Source organism: Intrasporangium sp., from assembly GCF_030452765.1.
Classification (GTDB): Bacteria; Actinomycetota; Actinomycetes; order Actinomycetales; family Dermatophilaceae; genus Intrasporangium_A.
Window position 1 is genome coordinate 1 of record NZ_JAKDLO010000063.1, and the last position, 21374, is coordinate 21374.

The 21374-nt window shown below is 70.7% G+C and carries 19 protein-coding genes and 1 pseudogene; 15 read left to right on the forward strand and 5 right to left on the reverse strand.

The window, feature by feature from the left end; translation table 11 throughout:
- Positions 1-313 precede the first annotated feature (313 nt).
- Positions 314-1267, forward strand: coding sequence for a DNA polymerase III subunit delta (gene holA, locus L0H79_RS09845; protein ID WP_301484423.1), 954 nt, complete (start codon positions 314-316; stop codon positions 1265-1267).
- Between the two features lie 282 nt (positions 1268-1549).
- Positions 1550-1810 (forward strand): 30S ribosomal protein S20, encoded by a 261-nt coding sequence (gene rpsT / locus L0H79_RS09850; protein WP_301484424.1) that lies wholly within the window; start codon positions 1550-1552, stop codon positions 1808-1810.
- Between the two features lie 68 nt (positions 1811-1878).
- On the opposite strand, the gene L0H79_RS09855 is transcribed toward rpsT, so the two are convergent.
- The gene (locus L0H79_RS09855) at positions 1879-2409 is read right to left on the reverse strand and encodes a type II toxin-antitoxin system PemK/MazF family toxin (RefSeq protein ID WP_301484425.1); all 531 of its coding nucleotides are present in this window, start codon (positions 2407-2409) and stop codon (positions 1879-1881) included.
- 37 nt (positions 2410-2446) lie between these two features.
- Positions 2447-3460: a M48 family metallopeptidase gene (locus tag L0H79_RS09860; protein WP_301484426.1), complete on the reverse strand. Its 1014-nt coding sequence runs from the start codon at positions 3458-3460 to the stop codon at positions 2447-2449.
- A gap of 222 nt (positions 3461-3682) precedes the next feature.
- Between L0H79_RS09860 and lepA the strand changes: the two genes are divergently transcribed.
- The 3 genes from lepA to L0H79_RS09875 all read left to right on the forward strand — a co-directional run bounded on the left by lepA (position 3683) and on the right by L0H79_RS09875 (position 6937).
- Positions 3683-5536 (forward strand): translation elongation factor 4, encoded by a 1854-nt coding sequence (gene lepA, locus L0H79_RS09865; RefSeq protein ID WP_301484427.1) that lies wholly within the window; start codon positions 3683-3685, stop codon positions 5534-5536.
- Between the two features lie 40 nt (positions 5537-5576).
- Positions 5577-6389 carry an AraC family transcriptional regulator gene (locus L0H79_RS09870; RefSeq protein ID WP_301484428.1) on the forward strand — a complete coding sequence of 271 codons (813 nt, stop codon included), beginning with the start codon at positions 5577-5579 and terminating at the stop codon, positions 6387-6389.
- Between the two features lie 107 nt (positions 6390-6496).
- Positions 6497-6937, forward strand: coding sequence for a VOC family protein (locus tag L0H79_RS09875; protein ID WP_301484429.1), 441 nt, complete (start codon positions 6497-6499; stop codon positions 6935-6937).
- A gap of 13 nt (positions 6938-6950) precedes the next feature.
- Here the strand turns inward: L0H79_RS09875 and L0H79_RS09880 are convergent, their stop codons facing one another.
- Complete coding sequence (locus tag L0H79_RS09880) at positions 6951-7769, reverse strand: tyrosine-protein phosphatase (protein WP_301484430.1); 819 nt, start codon at positions 7767-7769, stop codon at positions 6951-6953.
- Positions 7770-7880: 111 nt separating this feature from the next.
- Positions 7881-8828 (reverse strand): ornithine cyclodeaminase family protein, encoded by a 948-nt coding sequence (locus L0H79_RS09885; protein ID WP_301484431.1) that lies wholly within the window; start codon positions 8826-8828, stop codon positions 7881-7883.
- A gap of 52 nt (positions 8829-8880) precedes the next feature.
- On the opposite strand from L0H79_RS09885, the gene L0H79_RS09890 reads away from it, so the two are divergent.
- From L0H79_RS09890 to L0H79_RS09920, 7 genes and pseudogenes are all read left to right on the forward strand, one after another.
- Entirely contained in the window at positions 8881-10107 is a 1227-nt protein-coding gene (locus tag L0H79_RS09890) for a MalY/PatB family protein (protein WP_301484432.1), read from the forward strand.
- A gap of 14 nt (positions 10108-10121) precedes the next feature.
- Positions 10122-11537, forward strand: a complete 1416-nt coding sequence (locus L0H79_RS09895) for a pyridoxal-dependent decarboxylase (RefSeq protein WP_301484433.1) — start codon at positions 10122-10124, stop codon at positions 11535-11537.
- A gap of 190 nt (positions 11538-11727) precedes the next feature.
- Positions 11728-12705 carry an ABC transporter substrate-binding protein gene (locus L0H79_RS09900; RefSeq protein WP_301484434.1) on the forward strand — a complete coding sequence of 326 codons (978 nt, stop codon included), beginning with the start codon at positions 11728-11730 and terminating at the stop codon, positions 12703-12705.
- Entirely contained in the window at positions 12702-13646 is a 945-nt protein-coding gene (locus L0H79_RS09905) for an amino acid ABC transporter permease (RefSeq protein ID WP_301484435.1), read from the forward strand. Before L0H79_RS09900 ends, L0H79_RS09905 begins: the two co-directional genes overlap by 4 nt.
- Positions 13647-13720: 74 nt before the next feature.
- Complete coding sequence (locus L0H79_RS09910; protein WP_301484436.1) at positions 13721-14524, forward strand: amino acid ABC transporter ATP-binding protein; 804 nt, start codon at positions 13721-13723, stop codon at positions 14522-14524.
- Between the two features lie 95 nt (positions 14525-14619).
- On the forward strand, positions 14620-15846 hold the full coding sequence (gene hemW, locus L0H79_RS09915) for a radical SAM family heme chaperone HemW (protein ID WP_301484437.1): 1227 nt from the start codon (positions 14620-14622) through the stop codon (positions 15844-15846).
- A gap of 29 nt (positions 15847-15875) precedes the next feature.
- Positions 15876-16889: pseudogene (locus tag L0H79_RS09920) on the forward strand (aldehyde dehydrogenase family protein); the annotation flags it as partial.
- A gap of 55 nt (positions 16890-16944) precedes the next feature.
- Here L0H79_RS09920 and L0H79_RS09925 read toward each other — a convergent pair.
- Complete coding sequence (locus tag L0H79_RS09925) at positions 16945-17835, reverse strand: DUF3097 domain-containing protein (protein ID WP_301484441.1); 891 nt, start codon at positions 17833-17835, stop codon at positions 16945-16947.
- Between the two features lie 191 nt (positions 17836-18026).
- Here L0H79_RS09925 and hrcA point away from each other — a divergent pair, with 191 nt between their 5' ends.
- From hrcA to L0H79_RS09940, 3 genes are read left to right on the forward strand one after another with little or no spacing between them, the layout of a single operon-like run.
- The gene (gene hrcA, locus L0H79_RS09930; RefSeq protein ID WP_301484438.1) at positions 18027-19070 is read left to right on the forward strand and encodes a heat-inducible transcriptional repressor HrcA; all 1044 of its coding nucleotides are present in this window, start codon (positions 18027-18029) and stop codon (positions 19068-19070) included.
- Between the two features lie 18 nt (positions 19071-19088).
- Positions 19089-20225 (forward strand): molecular chaperone DnaJ, encoded by a 1137-nt coding sequence (dnaJ, locus tag L0H79_RS09935; protein WP_301484439.1) that lies wholly within the window; start codon positions 19089-19091, stop codon positions 20223-20225.
- A complete protein-coding gene (locus L0H79_RS09940; protein ID WP_301484440.1) occupies positions 20222-20965 on the forward strand; it encodes a 16S rRNA (uracil(1498)-N(3))-methyltransferase in 744 nt (247 codons plus the stop codon). Before dnaJ ends, L0H79_RS09940 begins: the two co-directional genes overlap by 4 nt.
- Positions 20966-21374: the final 409 nt, after the last annotated feature.

Below are 21374 nucleotides of genomic sequence, written 5' to 3' on the forward strand. Positions count from 1 at the left end.
AGGCGGGGCCAGTGGCATGCCCACGGCGTCCGGTGAACACGGGCTGTCGTCCCTCGGTGAACGCTTGGCGTGCTTCGGCGTGGTCCTCCGCGAGCGAGCAGATGACCTTGGACCGAGGCGCGCTCGAGCACCGTGACGTGCCAAGCGGCCGACCGAACCGGGACCCGCGTTGACGGCGCTCGTGGACCGACTCGACTGGCCGGCTTGGCCGCCGGCTCAGTCGACTGGGCTGGGGCGGTCGACTGGGCTGGGGCGGTCGACTGGGCCTCGGCGCGGTCGGGCACTGTCCGACCGCTGTGACAGAGTGACGCCCATGACATCCCTCCCGCCGCTGACGCTCGTCACCGGGCCGGAGGAGGTGCTCGTGGGGCGTGAGATCGCCGCCGTCGTCACACGAGCCCGCGAGCTCGGCGCCGAGGTGGTCCGGCTCGACGCGGTCGACTACGAGGCCGGGTCCCTCCTCGTGCAAGCCAGTCCGTCCCTCTTCGGGGGCACCACGCTCATCGTGGTGCAGGGCCTGCACGAGGCGCCGGAGGAGCTGCAGGACGACCTGCTCACGCTGCTCGCCACCCCCGCCGAGGACATCGCGCTCGTCGTGACACACTCCTCCGGGCAGCGCGGCAAGAGGGTCTTCGACGCGCTGAAGAGAAGCGGCGCCCGCATCGTCACCTGCCCGGCCATCAAGAGCGACCGCGACAAGAGCACCTTCGTCCAGCAGGAGTTCGCGCGCGCCCGTCGCAAGATCACGACAGAGGCGGTCCGCGCTCTCGTCGAGGCCGTCGGGCGCGACGTCAGCGAGCTGGCCGCGGCCTGCGCGCAGCTCGTCGCCGACACCAAGGGCCTGGTCACCGACGCAGTCGTCGACACCTACCACGGCGGCCGCGTCGAGGCGAGCGGCTTCCGGGTCGCCGACGCCGCGGTCGCGGGCAACACCCCCGAGGCGCTGCGCCTGCTGCGCCATGCCATCTCCTCCGGCCTCGACCCCGTCCCGATCGTCGCGGTCCTCGCCTCCCAGCTGCGTGGGCTCATCAAGGTCGGATCCGCGGGGCAGGGCAGTTCCGAGCAGCTCGCGGGGCAGGTCGGGATGGCCCCCTGGCAGGTCCAGCGAGCCCGCGCGGCGCTGTCCGGTTGGGGCCCCGAGGGACTGGCCAGGGCCATGCAGGGCGTGGCGGCAGCCGACTTCGCGGTCAAGGGTGGTGGGCGCGACCCGGTCTACGCGGTCGAGCGGGCCATCCTCACGATCACCGAGGCCCGGTCCGGGGCCTGAGGTCCCGCGCAGCGCGGGCCGGCCCCTGCAACTTGAGCGCGGCATCGCCATCGCGAAGTTCCCACTGCGCGGGCGGGCAGTCCGGCGTGCGCGGGCTGAGCGGCATACACCCGTTTTGGTCGGTGCTCGGGCGCACTGGTAGATTTCCTCCTTGCGTGCGCGCTCAGGTCGTGCGCGCATGCCTGCACCACCCAAGGCTGCTCACGCAGGGTGCCCCACGCCCGGTCCCGAGCAGTCTTGCCGCCCTCAACGGCACATCACCGACCAAGAAAGAACCTCACAGTGGCAAACATCAAGTCGCAGATCAAGCGGATCAAGACCAACGAGAAGCGCACCCAGCGCAACAAGGCGGTCAAGAGCGAGATGCGCACCTGGATCCGCAAGTTCCGCGTGGCCGCGGAGTCCGGCGACAAGGACGCTGCCGACGAGGCCCTCAAGACCGCCTCGAAGAAGCTCGACAAGGCGGCCTCCAAGGGCGTCATCCACAAGAACCAGGCGGCCAACAAGAAGTCGGCCATGGCCAAGAAGGCTGCGTCCCTCTGAGTCGACGCCGCTGACCGAGGGTCTCGCACCAGGCGGTGCGGGGCCCTTCGCCGTCAGTGCCGCTGTCGTCAGTGCTGCTGATAGGCCTGGCGGGCGGCAGCGACGACCTGCTCGTACCGGGCACGGGGGAGGACCGCTCCCTCTCGTCGCACCGCCGCCGGGTCGACCCGGATGAGTCGGTTTACCCGCACCTCGCTCGGTCGGCCTTGGCTGTCCCAGGGTCCCGTGCCGATGTCGACCCAGACCCGACCTGCCCGGCGCTCCTGCTCGGCGTCGCGGTCGTGGTCCTGGCTCGTCAGCTGTAGGGCGATGAACCACCGCTGCTCGCGGCCGATGACGAGCACCGGACGGTCCTTGCCCTGCGTGTGGTCCTCCTCGTAGGGCACCCAGGTCCAGACGATCTCGCCTGGGGCGACCTGCCCGTCGTCGTTGCCCTCGTAGGTCAGGTCCGGCAGTGTGGTCGCGTCGCCGGGATAGCCCTGGTATGCCGCTGTGTCCGCCCGCCGGGGCGCCGGGCTCGGCTGCGTGGCGCCCCGGCGGCGCGCGGGGGCGATCAGGTCGGCAAGGCGCCGGCGCAGGGTCGTGAGCGGGCTCGACATGCCAGACACGCTAGCGTCCGAGCCGGCCGTGCCTCGGTCAGGCGTCCGCGGGGGCGTCTTGCCGGTCGGCGACGGGCAGCGGCTCGGCGCCGGCCTGCACGAAGCCGTCCGGGGCGACCAGCGGGGTGGGCTGGAAGCCGACGAGGGCGGGGACGCGGTGCTGGGCCGGGTCGACAGGTTGGCGCCACAGCCAAGGCGTTCGTGGCCTCCAGAGCAGACGGCCCGGCCGGCGCCGGTCCCGCAGCGCGTGCATCCGCCAGGCGAGGACGGGATGGGTGGACAGGGCGTTCGCGATCCACACGAACAGGCCTGGCTCGGTCACGGCGCGGTCGGCCAGGGCATCGACGTCGACCGACCGGTTGAGGTACTTGCCGCCGGCGAGCGTCGCCATCGTCAGCCGGGCACCCTGGGGGATGAGCGCGTGGCCGTAGTTGTCGGCGGTGTACTCCTGCGCCCTGCTCAGGGTTGTGCCGACGACCGGGATGTACTGCGAGGCGAACGTCCCGAGCACGCGCCAGTAGCTCGTGTGGCCGGCCGCGATGTGCCCGACCTCGTGGGCGATGATGAAGCGCAGCGCATCCGGGTCGCGGTTCGCCCCGCCGACCTCGAAAAGGTCGCTGAAGACGACGACGAACCGGCGGAAGCCGTGCCCGGAGGCCGCGGCGTTGATCATGCCGTTGCCGAGCACGACGTAGGCGTCGGGCACGTAGGGCAGGCCGCTGCGCGCGGCGGCGTCGACGAGCATCGCGTGCGCCTCGGGGAACTGTTCAGGTGTCAGCTTGATGCCGTTGAGCCGCTGCTGCGCCCAGAACTGTCCTCGGGCGAACCAGACGAGCAGCGGGGCACCGATGAGCAGCAACGCGTAGACGTCGGGCTGGCGTTGCTCCCTGGCCGCTGCGACGAACTCGGAGATCGCCCACGACAGCAGGACGAGTGAGGCGATGATGGCGACGACGAGTGCGAGGATCTCGCGGGGGTGCCGGACCGCCCGGCGCATCGGCACCTGCCTGCCCGGGGGAGCCGTGAGCCGGGCCATCGGTTGTGGTCGCATGGCTGACATTCTGACGGAAGCCCACGCCTCAGCTCCTCGAGCGGTCTACGCGTGGACGAGCGAGGTGGTGGCCCGACCCGCTCGAGCTCGAACGGTCCGTTCGAGGGGAAGGGGAGTGAGCGGCATACCTCCGAGGCGTGGGAGACTGACCCCTCGGGGGCCACGGCCCCCCAGCGAGAGCCCAACCACCCCGTCTGCGAGGTCCGTCCCACCGTGTCGCCCATGGCCCGCTCCGCGCTCGCGCCGAACGCAACGCCGCCAGGCCTGATCCGCAACTTCTGCATCATCGCGCACATCGACCACGGCAAGTCGACGCTCGCCGACCGGATGCTGCAGCTGACCGGCGTCGTCGAGGAGCGCTCGATGCGGGCGCAGTACCTCGACCGGATGGACATCGAGCGCGAGCGCGGCATCACGATCAAGTCCCAGGCGGTGCGGATGCCCTGGGCACTCGATGCCGCCGGGTCGATCACGACGTACGCCCTGAACATGATCGACACGCCGGGGCACGTCGACTTCACGTATGAGGTGTCCCGCTCGCTCGCGGCGTGCGAGGGCGCCGTCCTGCTCGTCGACGCGGCCCAGGGGATCGAGGCGCAGACCCTCGCGAACCTCTATCTCGCGATGGAGAACGACCTGACGATCATCCCGGTCCTGAACAAGATCGACCTGCCGGCCGCGCAGCCGGACAAGTACGCGGACGAGCTCGCCCGGCTCATCGGCGTCGAGCCCGAGGCCTGCCTGCGGGTGTCGGGCAAGACGGGTGAGGGCGTCGAGGCGCTGCTCGACACGATCGTCGAGCAGCTGCCCGCGCCGACCGGCGACCCCACGGCACCTGCTCGGGCGATGATCTTCGACTCCATCTACGACACCTACCGCGGCGTGGTGACCTACGTGCGGGTCATCGACGGCAACCTCAACCCGCGCGAGCGGATCCTGATGATGTCGACCAAGGCGACCCACGAGCTGCTCGAGATCGGCGTCATCAGCCCGGAGCCCACGCCGTCCAAGGGTCTTGGCGTCGGCGAGGTCGGCTACCTGATCACCGGCGTCAAGGACGTGCGCCAGTCCCGCGTCGGCGACACGGTGACCAACGCGGGCCGCCCGGCCACGGCCGCCCTCGGTGGCTACCGCGACCCGAGACCGATGGTCTTCTCCGGCCTCTATCCCATCGACGGGTCGGACTACCCCGACCTGCGCGACGCCCTCGACAGGCTCAAGCTCAACGACGCGGCGCTCGTCTACGAGCCGGAGACCTCCGCCGCGCTCGGCTTCGGCTTCCGGTGCGGCTTCCTCGGGCTGCTGCACCTCGAGATCGTCCGGGAGCGGCTCGAGCGGGAGGGAGGCCTGGACCTCATCTCGACCCAGCCCAACGTGGTCTACGACGTGACCATGGAGGACGGCAAGCACGTCCACGTGACCAACCCGAGCGAGTTCCCCGACGGCAAGATCGCCGAGGTGAGCGAGCCCATCGTGCGCGCGACGATCCTCGCGCCGAGCGAGTTCATCGGCGCGATCATGGAGCTCTGCCAGTCGAAACGTGGTGCGCTGCGCGGCATGGACTACCTGTCCGAGGACCGGGTCGAGCTGCGCTACATGCTGCCGCTCGCTGAGATCGTCTTCGACTTCTTCGACCTGCTCAAGTCGCGCACCCGCGGCTACGCCTCGCTCGACTACGAGCCCGCCGGCGAGCAGGTCGCCGACCTCGTCAAGGTCGACCTCCTCCTGCAGGGCGAGCAGGTCGACGCGTTCTCGGCGATCGTGCACAAGGACAAGGCGTATGCGTACGGCGTCATGATGGCCGGCAAGCTCAAGGATCTGATCCCGCGCCAGCAGTTCGAGGTGCCGATCCAGGCGGCGATCGGCGCGCGGATCATCGCCCGCGAGAACATCCGCGCGATTCGCAAGGACGTGCTCGCCAAGTGCTACGGCGGCGACATCAGCCGCAAACGCAAGCTCCTCGAGAAGCAGAAGGAGGGCAAGAAGCGCATGAAGATGGTGGGGCGGGTCGAGGTCCCGCAGGAGGCCTTCATCGCCGCCCTCTCGAGCGACGACGGCGCCAAGTCCAAGAAGTGACGCCTGTCGCGGTGTCGGTGTCTCGCCGTACCGTGGAGCGGTGGGCGACACCAGCGTCGAGCACGTCGAGCACGTGCCGGGGCCACGCCTCGCGCCGTGGGTCCAGAGCGCTGTCGGCTATCGGCTCACAGGCTTCCCCGCAGGGGTGCACGTCGGGATGCCGTCCGGCTCGCTGACGCTCGTCATCCCGCTCGGTCAGCGGCTGGCCGTCGCCGACGGGAGCGCCGCGCCCCGGGAGTACGGCGCAGTGCTCGCCGGCCTGTCCGATGCCCCGTCCTTCATCCACCACGACGGCACGCAGTATGGCGTCCAGCTCGCCCTGCGGCCGGCCGCGCCCCGCGCGCTGCTCGGTGTGCCCGCCTCGGAGCTGGCGAAGCGGTCGTACGAGCTCGCCGACCTCGTCGGGGTTGCGGCCGAGCGCCTGCGCGAGCAGGTGGATACCGCCGGGTCTTGGCAGGAGCGGTTCATCCTCGTCGACCGGATGCTCGCGACACTGCTCGCGGGTGCGGAGGGGCAGCCGGTGGCCAGTCCGGAGGTTTCCGAGGCGTGGCGGGTGATCCGTCGCACCGGTGGCGCGGTGCCGATCCGTCGGGTCGCGGCCCACGTCGGCTGGTCGATGCGGCGCCTGCAGACGAGATTCCACGCCGAGTTCGGCCTGGCCCCGAAGGCGGCGGCAGTCGTGACACGGTTCGAGCGGTCCGTGCCGCTCGTGGCGCGAGGCGCATTGTCGCTCAGTGAGATCGCCGTACTATGTGGCTGGTCCGACCACGCGCACATGGACCGGGACTGGCGGGCGCTGGCCGGCTCTGCGCCGACGCGGTGGCGCAACGAGGACGCCCTGGTCGGCACGTGAGGCGGGCAGGCTCGCCGACGTCGTGTTGATCAAGAACGACGAGTCGCCTTGGTCAAGACACGCTTTCGTCCAAGACACGGTCGCCATGTGCAGCGAGGATGGTGGGCATGGACACGACATCGCAGCAGGACCGGTCGCCGCAGCAGGACGCTACGGAGGTGCCGGCCCGGCCCGACCACAATGTCTGGGTCGGCCTCAGTTACACCGACCCCCACGCGGCGCGAGCCTGGTTGCGGGCGCTCGGTTTCGTCGACGGCATCCTCGTGCAGGACGAGGGGGGCGCCGTGCACCACAGCGAGATGCTGTGGCCGGGGGGCGGCCGGGTGATGGTGAGCAGCCGTGACCGCGCGGACGCGACGTTCGTTGCGGGCGCCGGTGCGGCGACGCTGTACGTGGTCACGGAAGACCCGGACGGCGTGTGGGAACGCGCGCAGCGGCTCGGGGCATCGGTCGTGCGGCCAATGGAGGACAGCGACTATGGCTCGCGCGGTTTCTCGATCGCGGACGTCGAGGGCAACAGCTGGAGCTTCGGCAGCTACGCGGGGTGAGCAGCCTGCGCTCTCAGCCGAGCAGCTTCCGGCGCATCCGGTCGGTGTCGGCTACCGTCCAGCCCTGGCCCGCGAGCCAGCCCTGCACCCCGCCGAACCGGGCCTGCAGGGTATCGAGCATGAGGCGCATCGTGTCGGCCCGGGGTGACTGCTGGGCGACGGTCTTGTCGCGCAGGTTCTCGGCATACGCCCGCTTGTTCCGCAGCCGCTCGAGGATTCGCGGCACCCGCTCGGCCGAGGCAGCGTAGTCCGCGATGACCTGCTCGTCACCCACGCCGACGATCTTGAGGGCGAGCCCGACGACCGTGCCGGTGCGGTCCTTTCCGGCCGCACAGTGGACGACGGCGGCGCCTTCGCTCGCGCTGATGGTGTGCAGGGCCGCGAGGACCGAGTCGGGTCTGGTCGCCAGGTACTTGAGGTAGTGCTGCGACCAGAACTCGTCGTGGCTCGGACGGTGGGGATGCCCGTTGCGGGCCTCGGCGCGGGCGCGCTTCTCGTCGGTCTCCCACGGCAGGGCCTTCTCGGCTGCCGGGATCCCGGACTCGTCGCTGTCCTCGCGGTAGAGGGTGAAGTGGTGCAGGTGGACCTGGGGGAGATGGACCAGCGGCCCGTCGCCCTCCTTGGCGACCTCGACGAAGGTCCGCAGGTCGACGACGTCGGTCAGGTGGTAGTCCCGCAACAGCACCCGGACCGACTCCAGGGGCAGGTCCTGCAGGTTGTCGGAGCGCAGCAGCCGGTGGTCCCGCACGACGTCGCCGACGTCGGTGACCATGCCGCCGACGTCTCTCATGTTGACGACACCGGCCAGGTTGATCCAGTTGGGTTGTGCCACCCTTCGACCATAGGTGACGGTGGGACGTTCTGATGTAGGCATCCGGTGCGCGACCAGTGTCCTGCGCCGTCGGGGCCGGTTGTGCAGTGGGTCGGTTGTGCAGTGGGCGAGCTACCGGCGCAGGTCGACGACCTGGCCGGCCTCGGCGGCGTCGGCGGCGCGGGCCACGGCATCCCCGACGATGAGGTCGGCGAGCGCCATACCGAGGTTCTGGCACACGATCCGCCCGGGCGGGCGCTCACAGTCCAACAGGTCGCCGTCCCAGGCCGTCGCGGCGGGGTAACCAGGCCCCAGCTTGCCCGCGAGGCGGGAGGACTCGAACTGGTCGCGGTCGTCGGAGGCGAGCAGCGCGCTCGCGGCGAGGCCCGGGCCGACCGAGCTCGCGTAGTCGATCGGCAGCAACAGCGTGTCCGCGCCGACGTCCGCCGGGTCGAGGTGCGCGCCCTCGATCCCGATCGACAGGCCCGTGATGACCACGCCCGCGCCGCGGACCGCATCACCTGGGCTGCCCACGACGCGCAGGTCGACCGACGGGACCTGCTCGGCCGCCCAGGCCGCGAGCTGGTCGCGAGCCTCGGCCCGGCGGGCATAGACCACGACGTCACGCCGGCCGAGCGCTTCGAGCACCCTCAGGTGCGAGCGGGCCTGGGCGCCCGCGCCCGTGTAGGCGACGTGACCTTCCGCGGGAGCGAGCGAGCGCAGGCACGCGCCCGTCACAGCCGCGGTACGGCGTGCCGTGACCTCACCGGCGGCGATGAGGTGCGTCGGGACGCCGGTCTGCCCGTCGTTGAGGACGAGGACGCCGGAGGCGGTCGGCAGTCCCTGCGCCGAGTTGGTCGGGAACAGGGTGATCCACTTGTTCCCGACGAGGTCCCGCTCGGGCCAGGTTGCCGACATCCCGTTGGCGAACGAGTCCCGCGGGCCCGCATGCACCGTGTGCTTGGGTGGGACGTCTCCCTCGCCACGGGCCCGGGCGCGCAACGCATCGGCGACGAGCTCGATCGTCGCCACGGGGTCGGGAGCCAGGGCGCCGACATCGGCATCGGTCAGGACTCGCATGCCGCCCAACCTACCCAGCAGTGCGCTGCAAGTAGGGCCGTATGGTGCCGTCATGGACACCGCGCCGCCGTCACCCCACCGGACCGACCCGCTGACCGAGCTGGACCTTGCCCAGCTGCGGGAGCGGACCAGCATCAAGTGGCGCGCGCACCCGCCGGACGTGCTCCCACTGTGGGTCGCCGAGATGGACGTGCCGCTGGCGCCTGCGGTCGCCGACGCCCTGCACCAGGCGATCAGCCGCGGCGACACGGGCTACCCGTCCGGCACGGCATACGCCGAGGCACTGCAGCAGTTCGCGGCCGACCGGTGGGGCTGGGACGGGCTTGCCGTCGAGCGGACCGCCATCGTCCCGGACGTCATGATGGGCATCGTCGAGGTCCTCCGGCTGATCACCGACCCGGGAGACACGGTCGTCGTCTGTCCACCGGTGTACACGCCGTTCTACGCGTTCGTCACGCACGCCGACCGGCGCATCCTCGAGGCCCCGCTCGGCGCCGATGGCCGCATCGACCTGCCGACCCTGAGGGAGACCTTCGCCCGAGCCCGCACGAGCACCGACCGCCCGGTGTTCCTGATGAGCAACCCGCACAACCCCACCGGTGTCGTGCACACCCGGGACGAGCTCGAGCAGGTCGCCTCCCTCGCCCGCGAGAACGGCGTGCGGGTGGTCTCCGACGAGATCCACGCCCCGCTGGTCCTACCCGGCGCGACGTTCACGCCATACCTGTCCGTCGCCGGGGCCGAGGACGCCTTCGCGCTGACGTCCGCTTCGAAGGCGTTCAACCTCGCCGGACTCAAGGCGGCGCTGGTCATCGCGGGCGAGCGGGCGGCGGGCGATCTGGCCCGGATGCCCGAGGAGGTCGGTCACGGCCCCAGCCACCTTGGCGTCATCGCGCACAGCGTGGCGTTCCGGGACGGCAGGGCCTGGCTGGACGAGCTGATCATGGGCCTCGACCACAACCGCACGCTGCTCGCAGCCCTGCTCGCCGAGCACCTGCCCACGGTGCGGCACCTGCGCCCGGAGGGGACCTACCTGGCATGGCTGGACTGCAGTGGACTGGGGCTCGACGACGAGCCGGAGGCCCCGGGCGACGAGCTCGCCGTCGTCACCGACCTGGCCGGTCCGGCCCGCCACTTCCTCGAGAAGGCCAGGGTCGCCCTCAGCTCGGGGCACGTGTTCGGCACCGGCGGCGCCAGCCACGTCCGGCTCAACTTCGCCACCACCCCGCAGATCCTCACCGAGGCGATCACCCGAATGGGTCGATCCGTGACCACCTGACCCCGCATCGGAGCATGATGACGCCCGAGGAGTTCCGCACTGCCGCGCACGATCTGATCGACCGCATCGCCGACTACCGGGCACACCTCGAGGACTACCCGGTCATGTCCCGCGTCGAGCCCGGCTCGGTCGCCGCCGCCCTGCCGGCGAGCGCTCCCGAGACAGGCGACCGTGGCGCCGGCCTGCTCGACGACCTGGACCGGATCGTCATGCCCGGCCTCACCCACTGGCAGCACCCCAGCTTCTTCGGGTTCTTCCCCGCGAACTCGGAGCTGTCCTCTGTGCTGGGCGACCTGGCCAGCACCGGCTTGGGTGTGCTCGGGCTGTCCTGGGAGGGCAGCCCGGCGCTGTCCGAGGTGGAGCAGCGCGTCGTCGACTGGACCCGGCAGCTGCTCGGGCTGCCACCCGCCTTCCGTGGGTCGATCCAGGACACCGCGTCCACGAGCACGCTCGTCGCGCTGCTCTGTGCCCGGGAACGCACGACGGGCTTCGGCCTGGCCCGCGGCGGGCTGCAGGCAGAGCCGGCCCCCCTGGTCGTCTACGCGACCCGGCACGCGCACAGCTCCGTGCAGAAGGGCGCGCTGCTGGCCGGGTTCGGCCTGGACAACATCCACTGGGTCGAGACGGACGAGAGCTTCGCGATGGAGCCGGCCGCGCTGCGCAGGGCGATCGCGCAGGACCGGGCCGCGGGACGAGTCCCGTGCGCCGTCGTCGCGGTGACCGGCACGACAGCCACCACCGCCATCGACCCGCTGGAGCCGATCGGGCAGGTCGCGCGGGCCGAGGGGGTGTGGCTGCACGTGGATTCGGCGATGGCCGGGTCGGCGATGATCCTGCCCGAGTGCCGCTGGATGTGGCGCGGCATCGAGCGGGCCGACTCGGTAGTGGTCAACGCGCACAAATGGCTCGGCGTCGCCTTCGACTGCTCGTTGTACTTCGTCAAGGATCCCCAGCACCTCGAGCGGGTCATGGGCACCAACCCGAGCTATCTGCGCTCCGAACGCGACGAGGACGTGACGAACCTGCGCGACTGGGGCATACCGCTGGGCCGTCGGTTCCGTGCCCTCAAGCTCTGGTTCATGCTCCGGGCCGAGGGTGCCGAGGCCCTGCGGACCCGGCTGCGCCGCGACCTCGACAACGCGCGATGGCTGGCCGATCAGGTCGAGGCCGCCGACGGCTGGCGGCTCGTCGCACCGGTCCCGCTGCAGACCGTGTGCGTCGTGCACGAACCACCGGGCGCAAGCCCGCAGCAGGTGGACGAGCACACCCAGCGATGGGTGCGCGAGCTGAACCGCTCCGGGGTCGCCTACGTGACGCCATCCCTTCTCGAAGGACGGTGGATGGTGCGACTGTCGGTCGGCGCACTGGGCACCGAGCGTGCCCAGGTCGAACGGTTGTGGGCGCACCTGCAGGACGTCGTCACCGCGTAGTCGACTGCGCCACGGCCGCGGCAGCCCGCGCGGCCAGGCATTGTGCCGCTCTGGCCGCGGCCGGACAGGTCCTTCCCTGGTGAGGGGCCCACCCCTACAGTGACCCATGTCACCGATCGGCGCGAACGGCTGGACCAGGAGTCAGTGCGCCGCATCCAGGTTCCAGACGATTTCTCGGAGGTGAGATCCAGTGGCTGCGCCAGGGCAACGGGTCCGGAAGCACATCGTCGTCGCAGTGGCGATCGCCGTTGGGTCAGGGGTGCTGAGCGGGTGCGGAGTGCAGACGCTCGCCTCCTACAACGCGGCCCAGTCGGCCGGGGCCACCGCGCTCGTGCAGCAGCAGGCGCCGGACGGGGAGAAGGCGGCACCGGTCATCGACGCCATCAAGCCGGACGCCGCGATCGCCGCCACGGTGCCCGACGCCATCCGGGCCAAGGGCCTGACCCTCAGCACCTCAGTGGGATACCCGCCCATGGAGATCTACGCACCCGATGGGCAGACCATCGTCGGCGTCGACCCGGCGATCGGCCTGGCCATCGCGCGGGTCCTCGGGCTGCGCCTGACGGTCACGAACGAGGACTTCAACGCGCAGATCCCCGGTGTGCTGACCGGGCGGTACGACCTGGTGATGTCGTCGATGTCCGACACCAAGGAGCGGCAGGCGAAGGTGACCTTCGTCGACTACGTCAGTGCCGGCGCCGGCTTCCTGGTCAAGCATGGCAACCCCGACCAGATCAAGGCGCCCGCCGACATGTGCGGTCACACCCTGTCCGTCGTCGACAACGGCTCCTCGCTGATGCTCGCGGAGAAGTACAACAAGGCCTGCGTCGCCGAAGGCAAGCCGGCCATCGACCTGCTGCGGATGACCGGCGACCAGGACGCCCTGCTGGCGCTCAAGAGCGGCCGTGCGCAGCTCAACATCACCGACTACGTGGTGGCCGCGAGCAAGGCGGCAGACCCGAAGGAGGGGGTCGACGCGGTAACGCTCAAGGGCACCGAGAGCCCTTGGGGCATCGCCATGAACCCACAGAACAAGGCGCTCATCGACGCGGTGCAAGCGGCGCTGACCAAGCTCATCGAGAGCGGCGACTACGCCAAGATCCTGCAGGCCTGGCAGGTGCCGGCGCTCGCCACCGACAAGGCGACGATCAACGGAGCCACATCATGACGACGACAGCACGGTCGGCCCCCTTCGTGGACGCCTCCGGAACGACCATCCCGGTCGCCCGGACCTGGCACGGGAAGCGCTGGGTCGCCGGCGCGATCGCCGTCCTGGTGGTCGCGTGGCTCGCCTGGCTGGTGATCGACAACCCACGGCTCGACTGGTCCCAGGTCGGCCACTACCTGTTCGCCGACAAGATCCTCAGCGGGGTGCTCGTCACCATCGAGATCTCCATCCTGGCAACGGTTCTCGGTCTGGTGCTCGGTGTCGTGCTCGCGGTGATGAAGCTGTCCCACAACCCTGTGCTCCGCGGGATCTCGACCGGGTACATCGGGTTCTTCCGCGGCACGCCGGTGCTGGTGCAGATGATCTTCTGGTACAACTTGGCCTTCCTCTTCCCGCACCTGGTCGTCAAGGTCCCGTTCACCCAGATCGGGTTGATCTGGGACACCAACAACGTGATGACCGGGTTCAGCGCCGCCCTGCTGGGCCTCGGGCTCAACCTCGCGGCCTACTTCGCGGAGACGGTCCGCGCCGGGATCCAGGCCGTCGATGCCGGGCAGACCGAGGCGGCCTACGCACTGGGGATGACGCCGTCGAAAAGGATGCGCGTCGTCGTGCTGCCACAAGCGCTGCGCATCATCATCCCGCCCACCGGAAACGAGTTCATCTCCATGCTGAAGACGACCTCCCTGGTGTACGTCGTGGCCGGCCACGACCTGATGACCAACGCCAGCCAGATCTACAAGCAGAACAACCTGATCATCGAGCTGCTCATCGTGGCCAGCCTCTGGTACATGCTGATGACCGCGATCGCCACCTTGCTGCAGAGTCGGCTGGAGCGCCGCTATGGCAGTGACGCAGTCCGCCTCGTGCGCAAGGGCGGCCTGGCCGCCAGGCTGCTCGGCCGCCAGCAGCCCGGTTCGCAGGCAGGAGTCGTCGCATGAGTGCCGACCGACGTGAGGACACGAGCGAGGAACGAGCGAGGCCCGCAGCGGCGGAAGGAGGCGCGACAACCGGCATGAGTCTCGTGGACGAGCAAGCCCTGGACAGCGCCAAGAAGACTGGTCCAGTCGTGGTCGCCGAGGGCGTCCGGATGAGCTATGGGCACGTCGAGGTTCTCAAGGGTGTCGACCTGCAGGTGCAGCCCGGCGAGGTCAGCTGCATCATCGGCCCGTCCGGATCGGGCAAGTCGACCTTCCTGCGGTGCCTCAACGGCCTGGAGCACGTGCTCGACGGGAGCCTGCGGGTCCTGGGCCACGAGGTCGGTTACACGTTGCGCGGCGGGCGCTACCACCCGTGGAGCCCGAAGGAGTACGCGCAGTTCCGCACCGAGATCGGCATGGTCTTCCAGCGCTTCAACCTGTTCGCGCACCAGAGCGCCCTGGAGAACGTCGCGTGCGCGCCGGCGCAGGTGGCCGGCCGCCCCAAGGCCGAGGCGTCGGCAGCCGCCCTGGAGTACCTCGACCGGGTGGGGCTCGCCGAGCATGCCCACAAGCGGCCGCACCAGCTCTCCGGGGGCCAGCAGCAACGGGTCGCGATCGCACGAGCCCTGGCGATGCACCCGAAGGTGATGCTCTTCGACGAACCCACGTCCGCGCTCGACCCGGAGCTGGTCGACGAGGTGCTCGAAGTGATGAAGGAGCTGGCCCGGGAGGGGATGACGATGGTCGTGGTCACCCACGAGATCGGCTTCGCCCGTGAGGTCGGAGACACCCTGAGCTTCTTCGACAAGGGTGTCGTCGTCGAACATGGGTCCCCGAGCGAGCTGATCACGCAGCCGCAGCACGAGCGCACCCAGGCCTTCCTGTCCAGCGTCCGGTGACGGCAGGGGTTGTCGGGGCGTCAGACCCGAATCCACGAGGGTCGTCAGCGGCCAGGTAGTCGCGCTCAGCCGACCGGAGTGGGGATGATGGGGCCGTGCCCTCCGCTCTGCCCGACGGTGACCCCGCGCCCGCCGACGGCGCCCTGTCGACGCCGGCCCTCGCCACCCTGGGCTCGGCGCCGCTCGGCATCTACGTCCACGTCCCGTTCTGCCGCGTCCGCTGCGGCTACTGCGACTTCAACACCTACACGATCCCCGAGCTCGGCCTGCACGGCGCGAGCATCGACACCTATGCTGGCGCGGCGCTCGCCGAGCTCGACCTGGCCGCGCGGGTCCTCGGACCCGGGGCGCCTGCCGTGTCAACGGTCTTCGTGGGGGGCGGGACTCCCACGATGCTGAGGTCGGCCGACCTCGTGAGGATCGTCAGCGGCATACGTCAGCGGTTCGGGCTGCTGCCCGACGCGGAGGTCACGACCGAGGCGAACCCCGACTCCGTCACGCCCGAGTCGCTCGACGAGCTCGCCTCCGGGGGCTTCACGCGCGTCAGTCTCGGGATGCAGTCGGCCGTCCCGCACGTGCTCCGGACGCTCGAGCGGACTCACGACCCGGCCAATGTCGCGCGCGCGGTCGTGGCGGCGAGGGTCGCGGGTCTGCAGGTCAGCCTGGACCTCATCTACGGGACGCCGGGGGAGTCGCTGGGCGACTGGCGAGACAGCCTCGAGGCCGCGATCGACCTCGCGCCCGACCACGTGTCGGCGTATGCGCTCGTCGTCGAGGACGGCACCAAGCTCGCCGCGCAGGTCCGCCGCGGCGACATCGCGCCCCCTGACGACGACGACGAGGCGGACAAGTACGAGATGGCCGACCAGGCCCTCGCCGCAGCGGGATTCGGCTGGTACGAGGTGAGCAACTGGGCGCGCTCGCGAGCCGCGTGGTGCCGGCACAACGTCGGCTACTGGACCGGCTCGAACTGGTGGGGCATCGGGCCCGGGGCCCACAGCCACGTCGGCGGCGTGCGGTGGTGGAACGTCAAGCACCCCAACGCGTATGCCGCTCGGCTGGCGGCGGGCACCTCGCCCGCTCTCGCTCGGGAGACGCTCGAGCACGATCAGCGCCACGACGAGCGGGTCCTGCTCGGCTCGCGGGTCGTCGACGGGCTACCGGTCGACGAGCTGCGGGCGGGCGGACGGTCGGCCGTGGCGGGCCTGGTCGCGGACGGTCTCGTCGAGGCCGAGCCGGCCGTGCGCGAGCAGCGGCTCGTGCTCACCCGGCGCGGACGCCTGCTCGCCGACACGGTCGTGCACCGGTTGCTGGCGACCTGACCTCGCGCCCGGTACAGCACAATGACGGCATGGGGACGGACATCGCGGGACTGGTCGAACAGCTTCGACACACCTTCGACGCCGGGGCGACCAAGCCGTACGCCTGGCGCGTCGGGCAGCTCGAGGCGATGCAGCGGATGCTCGTCGACAACGAGGAGGTGCTCGCGCGGGCACTGTCCGACGACCTGGGCAGACATCCGGTCGAGTCATGGGTGACCGAGATCGGCTTCGTCGGCAACGAGATCGAGCATCTCCTGCGCCACCTCGCCGGATGGCTACGGCCGCGGCGGGCCGGGGTCCCGCTCTACCTGCAGCCCGCCCGGGCGAGCACGGTGCGCGAGCCGCTCGGCCTGGTCCTGGTCATCGCCCCGTGGAACTACCCGCTCCAGCTCTCGCTGACACCGGTCGCCGGGGCCCTCGCCGCGGGCAACGCCGTCGTCCTGTCGCCGAGCGAGCACGCGCCCGCGACGTCACGGGCCCTCGCCCAGCTCGTACCCGCCTATCTCGACGGCGCGGCCGTCCGGGTCGTCGAGGGCGGCATCCCCGAGACCAGCGCCCTGCTCGAGCAGCGGTGGGACCGCATCTTCTACACCGGGGGAGCCACGGTCGGCCGGATCGTGCTCGAGGCGGCGGCCCGCCACCTCACGCCGGTGACCCTCGAGCTCGGCGGCAAGTCACCGGCCTTCGTCGACGAGGATGCGGACCTGGAGGTCGCGGCACGCCGGATCGTCTGGGCGAAGTTCACCAACGCCGGCCAGACCTGTGTCGCCCCGGACCACATCCTCGCGACGCGAGGGGTCCCTGACGAGCTGAAGCCACTGCTCGTCAGGGCGATCCGCGACTTCCACACCGAGGACCCCTCTCGTTCCGAGACATTCGGGCGGATCGTCGACGCGGCGCACTTCGACCGGCTCTGCGGCCTCATCGACCCCGACCGCGTCGTGGCCGGCGGCCGCACCGACGCCGCGACTCGCTACATCGAGCCGACGATCCTCGAGGGGGTAGCGGTCACCGACGCGGTGATGCGCGAGGAGATCTTCGGGCCGATCCTGCCAACCGGGGGCTTGCCCCGGGGAGGCGGGGACCACAGGACAGACGTCACCAGGACGGGGCGGTCACGAAGTCGATCAGCTCCTCGACGCTGGCGAGCAACGCAGGTTCCAGGTCGGCATACGTGCGGACCCGCCCGAGGATCCGCTTCCACGCCAGCGCGATGTCGGTCTGGGTGTCGTGCGGCCAGCCCAGCGCCGCGCAGATGCCGTGCTTCCACGACGTGCCACGCGGGATGACCGGCCAGCGGTCCCAGCCGAGCCGCTCCGGGCGCACCGACTGCCACACGTCGACATACGGATGCCCGAGGACGAGCACGTGTTCGGCAAGGCCCGGCAACGCCCTCGCCTGCTCGAGGATCCGCGACTCCTTCGTGCCCGGTACGAGATGGTCGACAAGGACGCCCAGCCGCCGCCCCGGGCCGGGCTGGGACTGCGCGATGATCCCGGCGAGGTCGTCGACGCCATCCATCATCTCGACGACGACGCCCTCGATGCGCAGGTCGTCGCCCCACACCTTCTCGACGAGCTCGGCATCGTGTCGCCCCTCGACGTAGATCCGCGACCCGCTCGCCACCCTGGCCCGGGCCTGCGGCACGGCGACGGACCCGCTCGCCGTGCGGGACTGCACCCGGCGCGCCGCGGCGAGCGCCGCCGAGGGAGCCGCCACCGGTCTGGTCAGGTTCACGGGCCGGCCGTCGACGAGGAAGCCGGGACCGAGCGGGAAGGCGCGGAGGCGTCCATGCCGGTCCTCGAGGTGCACGACGTGCATCCCGCCGGCCTTCTCGACGCGCACGACGGCACCGACCCAGCCCGTCTCGACCTCCTCGACGACGAGGTCGGGTTCGGCTGCGATGTCGGTCGAGCGTCCGCGCCGCGGGGCACGCCAGTCGCCGGAGAGGACGTCAGATCCGTAGCGGTCGTTGGGGGGCACGCTCAGAGAGGGTATGCCGCTGCCCGGGCTCGACGCGGACGCCACGCGGGTGCCACCCTGAGATGGCGCGGAGGCCTGGTCACGAAAAGGTCGTAGACTTGGCACTCGGTAAACGAGAGTGCCAGACCTGCGCCGGCAGGCGCGGCAGCGCAGGGCGCGCCCAGACACCACGCAGCGATCGGAAGGAGACGGCCGGCATGTCCGAGGACCGACGGCTGCACGTCCTCCGCGCGATCGTGCAGGACTACGTCCAGACCTCCGAGCCGGTCGGCTCCAAGGCGCTTGTCGAGCGGCACCAGCTGGGTGTGTCGGCGGCGACCGTTCGCAACGACATGGCGCTGCTCGAGGAGGAGGGCCTGATCCACGCGCCACACACGTCGGCCGGCCGCGTCCCGACCGATCTGGGCTACCGCGTCTTCGTCGACCGGCTGAGCGAGGTCAAGCCGCTCAGCCGGGGCGAGCGCACGGCCATCACCCAGTTCCTCTCGGGTGCCGTCGACCTCGACGACATCGTCGACCGCACGGTGCGTCTGCTCGCCTCGCTGACGCGCCAGGTGGCGGTCGTGCAGTACCCCTCGCTGACGCGTTCCACGGTGCGTCACGTCGAGCTCGTGCCGATGGGCGGCACCCGTCTCATGGTCGTCCTCATCGTCAACACCGGCCGCGTCGAGCAGCGGGTCGTCGACCTGGGACGCGACCTCACGTCCCCGGAGGGCGAGACCCTCGTCGCCTCGGCCCGCGCCCGGATGAACGAGCTGGCCACCGGCCTGCCGTTCCGGGTGGCCGCGACCGGCCTGCGAACGCTTGTCGACGAGTTCTCCGACGACGACCGCAGGGTCATAGAGCCGGTCGTCACGGCGATCGAGGAGGTACTGGTCGAGGAGCGTGAGGAGCGGGTCGTGCTCGCCGGGCAGGCCAACCTCGCCCGGTTGGGCGCCGACTTCCCGAGCTCCATCGGCCCGATCCTCGAGGCCCTCGAGGAGCACGTCGTCCTGCTGCGCCTGCTCGGCGAGCTGAGTGACGACCCCGAACTCGTGTCGGTCCGGATCGGACGCGAGAACCCCGTCTCCGGCCTCCAGTCGACCTCACTCGTGTCGGTCGGGTACGGGAGCGGCGCCGAGCGGGTCGCCAGCCTCGGCGTGCTCGGGCCGACTCGCATGGACTACCCGACGACCATGGCCGCGGTGCGTGCCGTGGCACGCTACGTCTCCGAGATCCTCGGCGACGCACGGAGCACCTGACAACGAAGGACCACTTGCTTGAACGACTACTACGCCGTCCTCGGGGTACCACACGGCGCGACCCAGGAGGAGATCAAACGCGCCTATCGTCGCCTCGCCCGCAAGCTGCATCCCGATGTCAACCCGGGGCCGGAGGCGGAGGAGGAGTTCAAGCGGGTCTCGCAGGCCTACGACGTCCTGTCCGACCCTGACAAGCGGCGCTCCTTCGACCGAGGCGCGGACCCGTTCGCGAGCGCCGGCCAGGGCGGGTTCACCGGGGCCGGCTTCTCCTTCAGCGACGTCATGGACGCCTTCTTCGGTGCCGGCGCCGCCGCCGGGTCACGGGGGCCGCGCTCTCGGATCCAGCGCGGCCAGGACGCGCTCGTCCGGCTCGACATCGACCTGTCGAAGGCCGTCTTCGGCTCGGGGGAGGAGCTCACCCTCGACACCGCGGTCGGCTGCCGCACGTGCGGCGGCGACGGCGCCCAGCCGGGCACGGGCCGCCAGACGTGCCCGGTGTGCGGCGGGACCGGCGAGGTCCAGCAGATCCAGCGCAGCTTCCTCGGCCAGGTCATGACCTCCCGCCCCTGCGTCGCCTGCCAGGGCTACGGGTCGATGCTGACCGACCCGTGCCACGACTGCTCCGGGGACGGTCGGGTACGCACCCGCCGCACGCTCACGCTGCAGGTGCCCGGCGGCGTCGACACGGGCACCCGCATCCAGCTCGCGGGCGAGGGCGAGGTCGGCCCGGGGAACGGACCCGCGGGCGACATCTATGTCGAGATCCGCGTCCGGCCACACGACATCTTCAGCCGTCACGGCGACGACCTGCACGTCACCGTCGAGCTACCGATGGCCACGGCCGCGCTCGGCACGGTGATGAAGCTGTCCACCTTCGACGGCATGCAGGATGTCGACTTCCGGCCGGGCACCCAACCGGGCGACGTGGTGACCCTGCGGGGTCTCGGCGTGACCCACCTGCAGCGGGGTGGCCGCGGCGACCTGCGGGTCCACGCCACCGTCTCGACGCCGACGCACCTGACCGAGGAGCAGGAGCACCTGCTGCGGGAGTTCGCGGCGCTGCGCGGCGAGGACCGGCCGGACGCACGCCTGCACCCGGAGGACAAGGGCCTCTTCGGCAAGCTGCGCGACGCCTTCAAGGGCGAGGCTGGGTGACCCACCAGCTCTTCCTCGACCGGCCCGATGCGCTGGCCGTGGCCGAGGCCGGAAGCCCGATCCGGCTCGACGGCGACGAAGGCCGGCACGCTGCGACGGTCGTGCGGATCCGCCCGGGGGAGCGCTTCTACATCGCGGACGGTGCCGGTCGCCGCGCCCTGGTCGAGGCCGAGGCCGTCGAGAGGGCGGCGGTCCGTGGCCGGGTCGTCGAGGTGGCCGACGAGCGGGCACCGGACCCCCGCTTCGTCCTGGTCCAGGCACTCGCCAAGGCCGAGCGCGACGCGCAGGCGATCGAGGCCGCGACCGAGCTCGGCGTCGACGAGGTCGTCCCCTGGCAGGCGGAGCGCTCCGTCGTCGTGTGGCGCGGCGACCGCGCCCACAAGGCGCTGGCCAAGTGGCGTGCCGTCGTGACCCGGGCGACCAAGCAGTCCCGTAGGTCACGGATGCCGCTCACCTGCGACCCGGCGGACCTGACCGCACTGGTCGCCCGGGTCTCCCGGTCCGCCCTCACCCTGGTCCTGCACGAGGACGCGACCGACCCGCTCACCGCCGTCGAGCTGCCCGTGTCGGGTGACGTGCTTCTGCTCGTCGGACCGGAGGGCGGCATCACGGGCCGTGAGCTGGCCGCGCTCACCCAGGCGGGGGGCCGGCCGGTCCGACTGGGCTCGACGATCCTGCGTGCATCCTCTGCGGGGCCGGCCGCCATCGCTGTGCTGTCGGCCCGGTCCCGCTGGACCTGACCGATCGAGAGTGCACTTCTCCTGATCGAGAGTGCACTTCTCCTGATCGAGAGTGCACTCCCCCCGATCGAGAGTGCACTTCTCCTGATCGAGAGTGCACTTCTCCTGATCGAGAGTGCACTTCTTCGCCTCGAGCGTGCACTTCTCCTGATCGAGAGTGCACTCCCCCCGATCGAGAGTGCACTTCTCCCGATCGAGAGTGCACTTCTTCGCATCGAGCGTGCACTACTTGCGTCGACTACTGCACGGTCGATCGGGACCGCTGCACTATCGATGAGGACTACTGCACTGTCGATGAGGACTACTGCACGGTCGATCAGGACTACTGCACTTTCGATGAGGACTACTGCACGGTCGATCGGGACTATTGCACTATCGATGAGGACTAGTGCACTTTCGATCTGGGAGG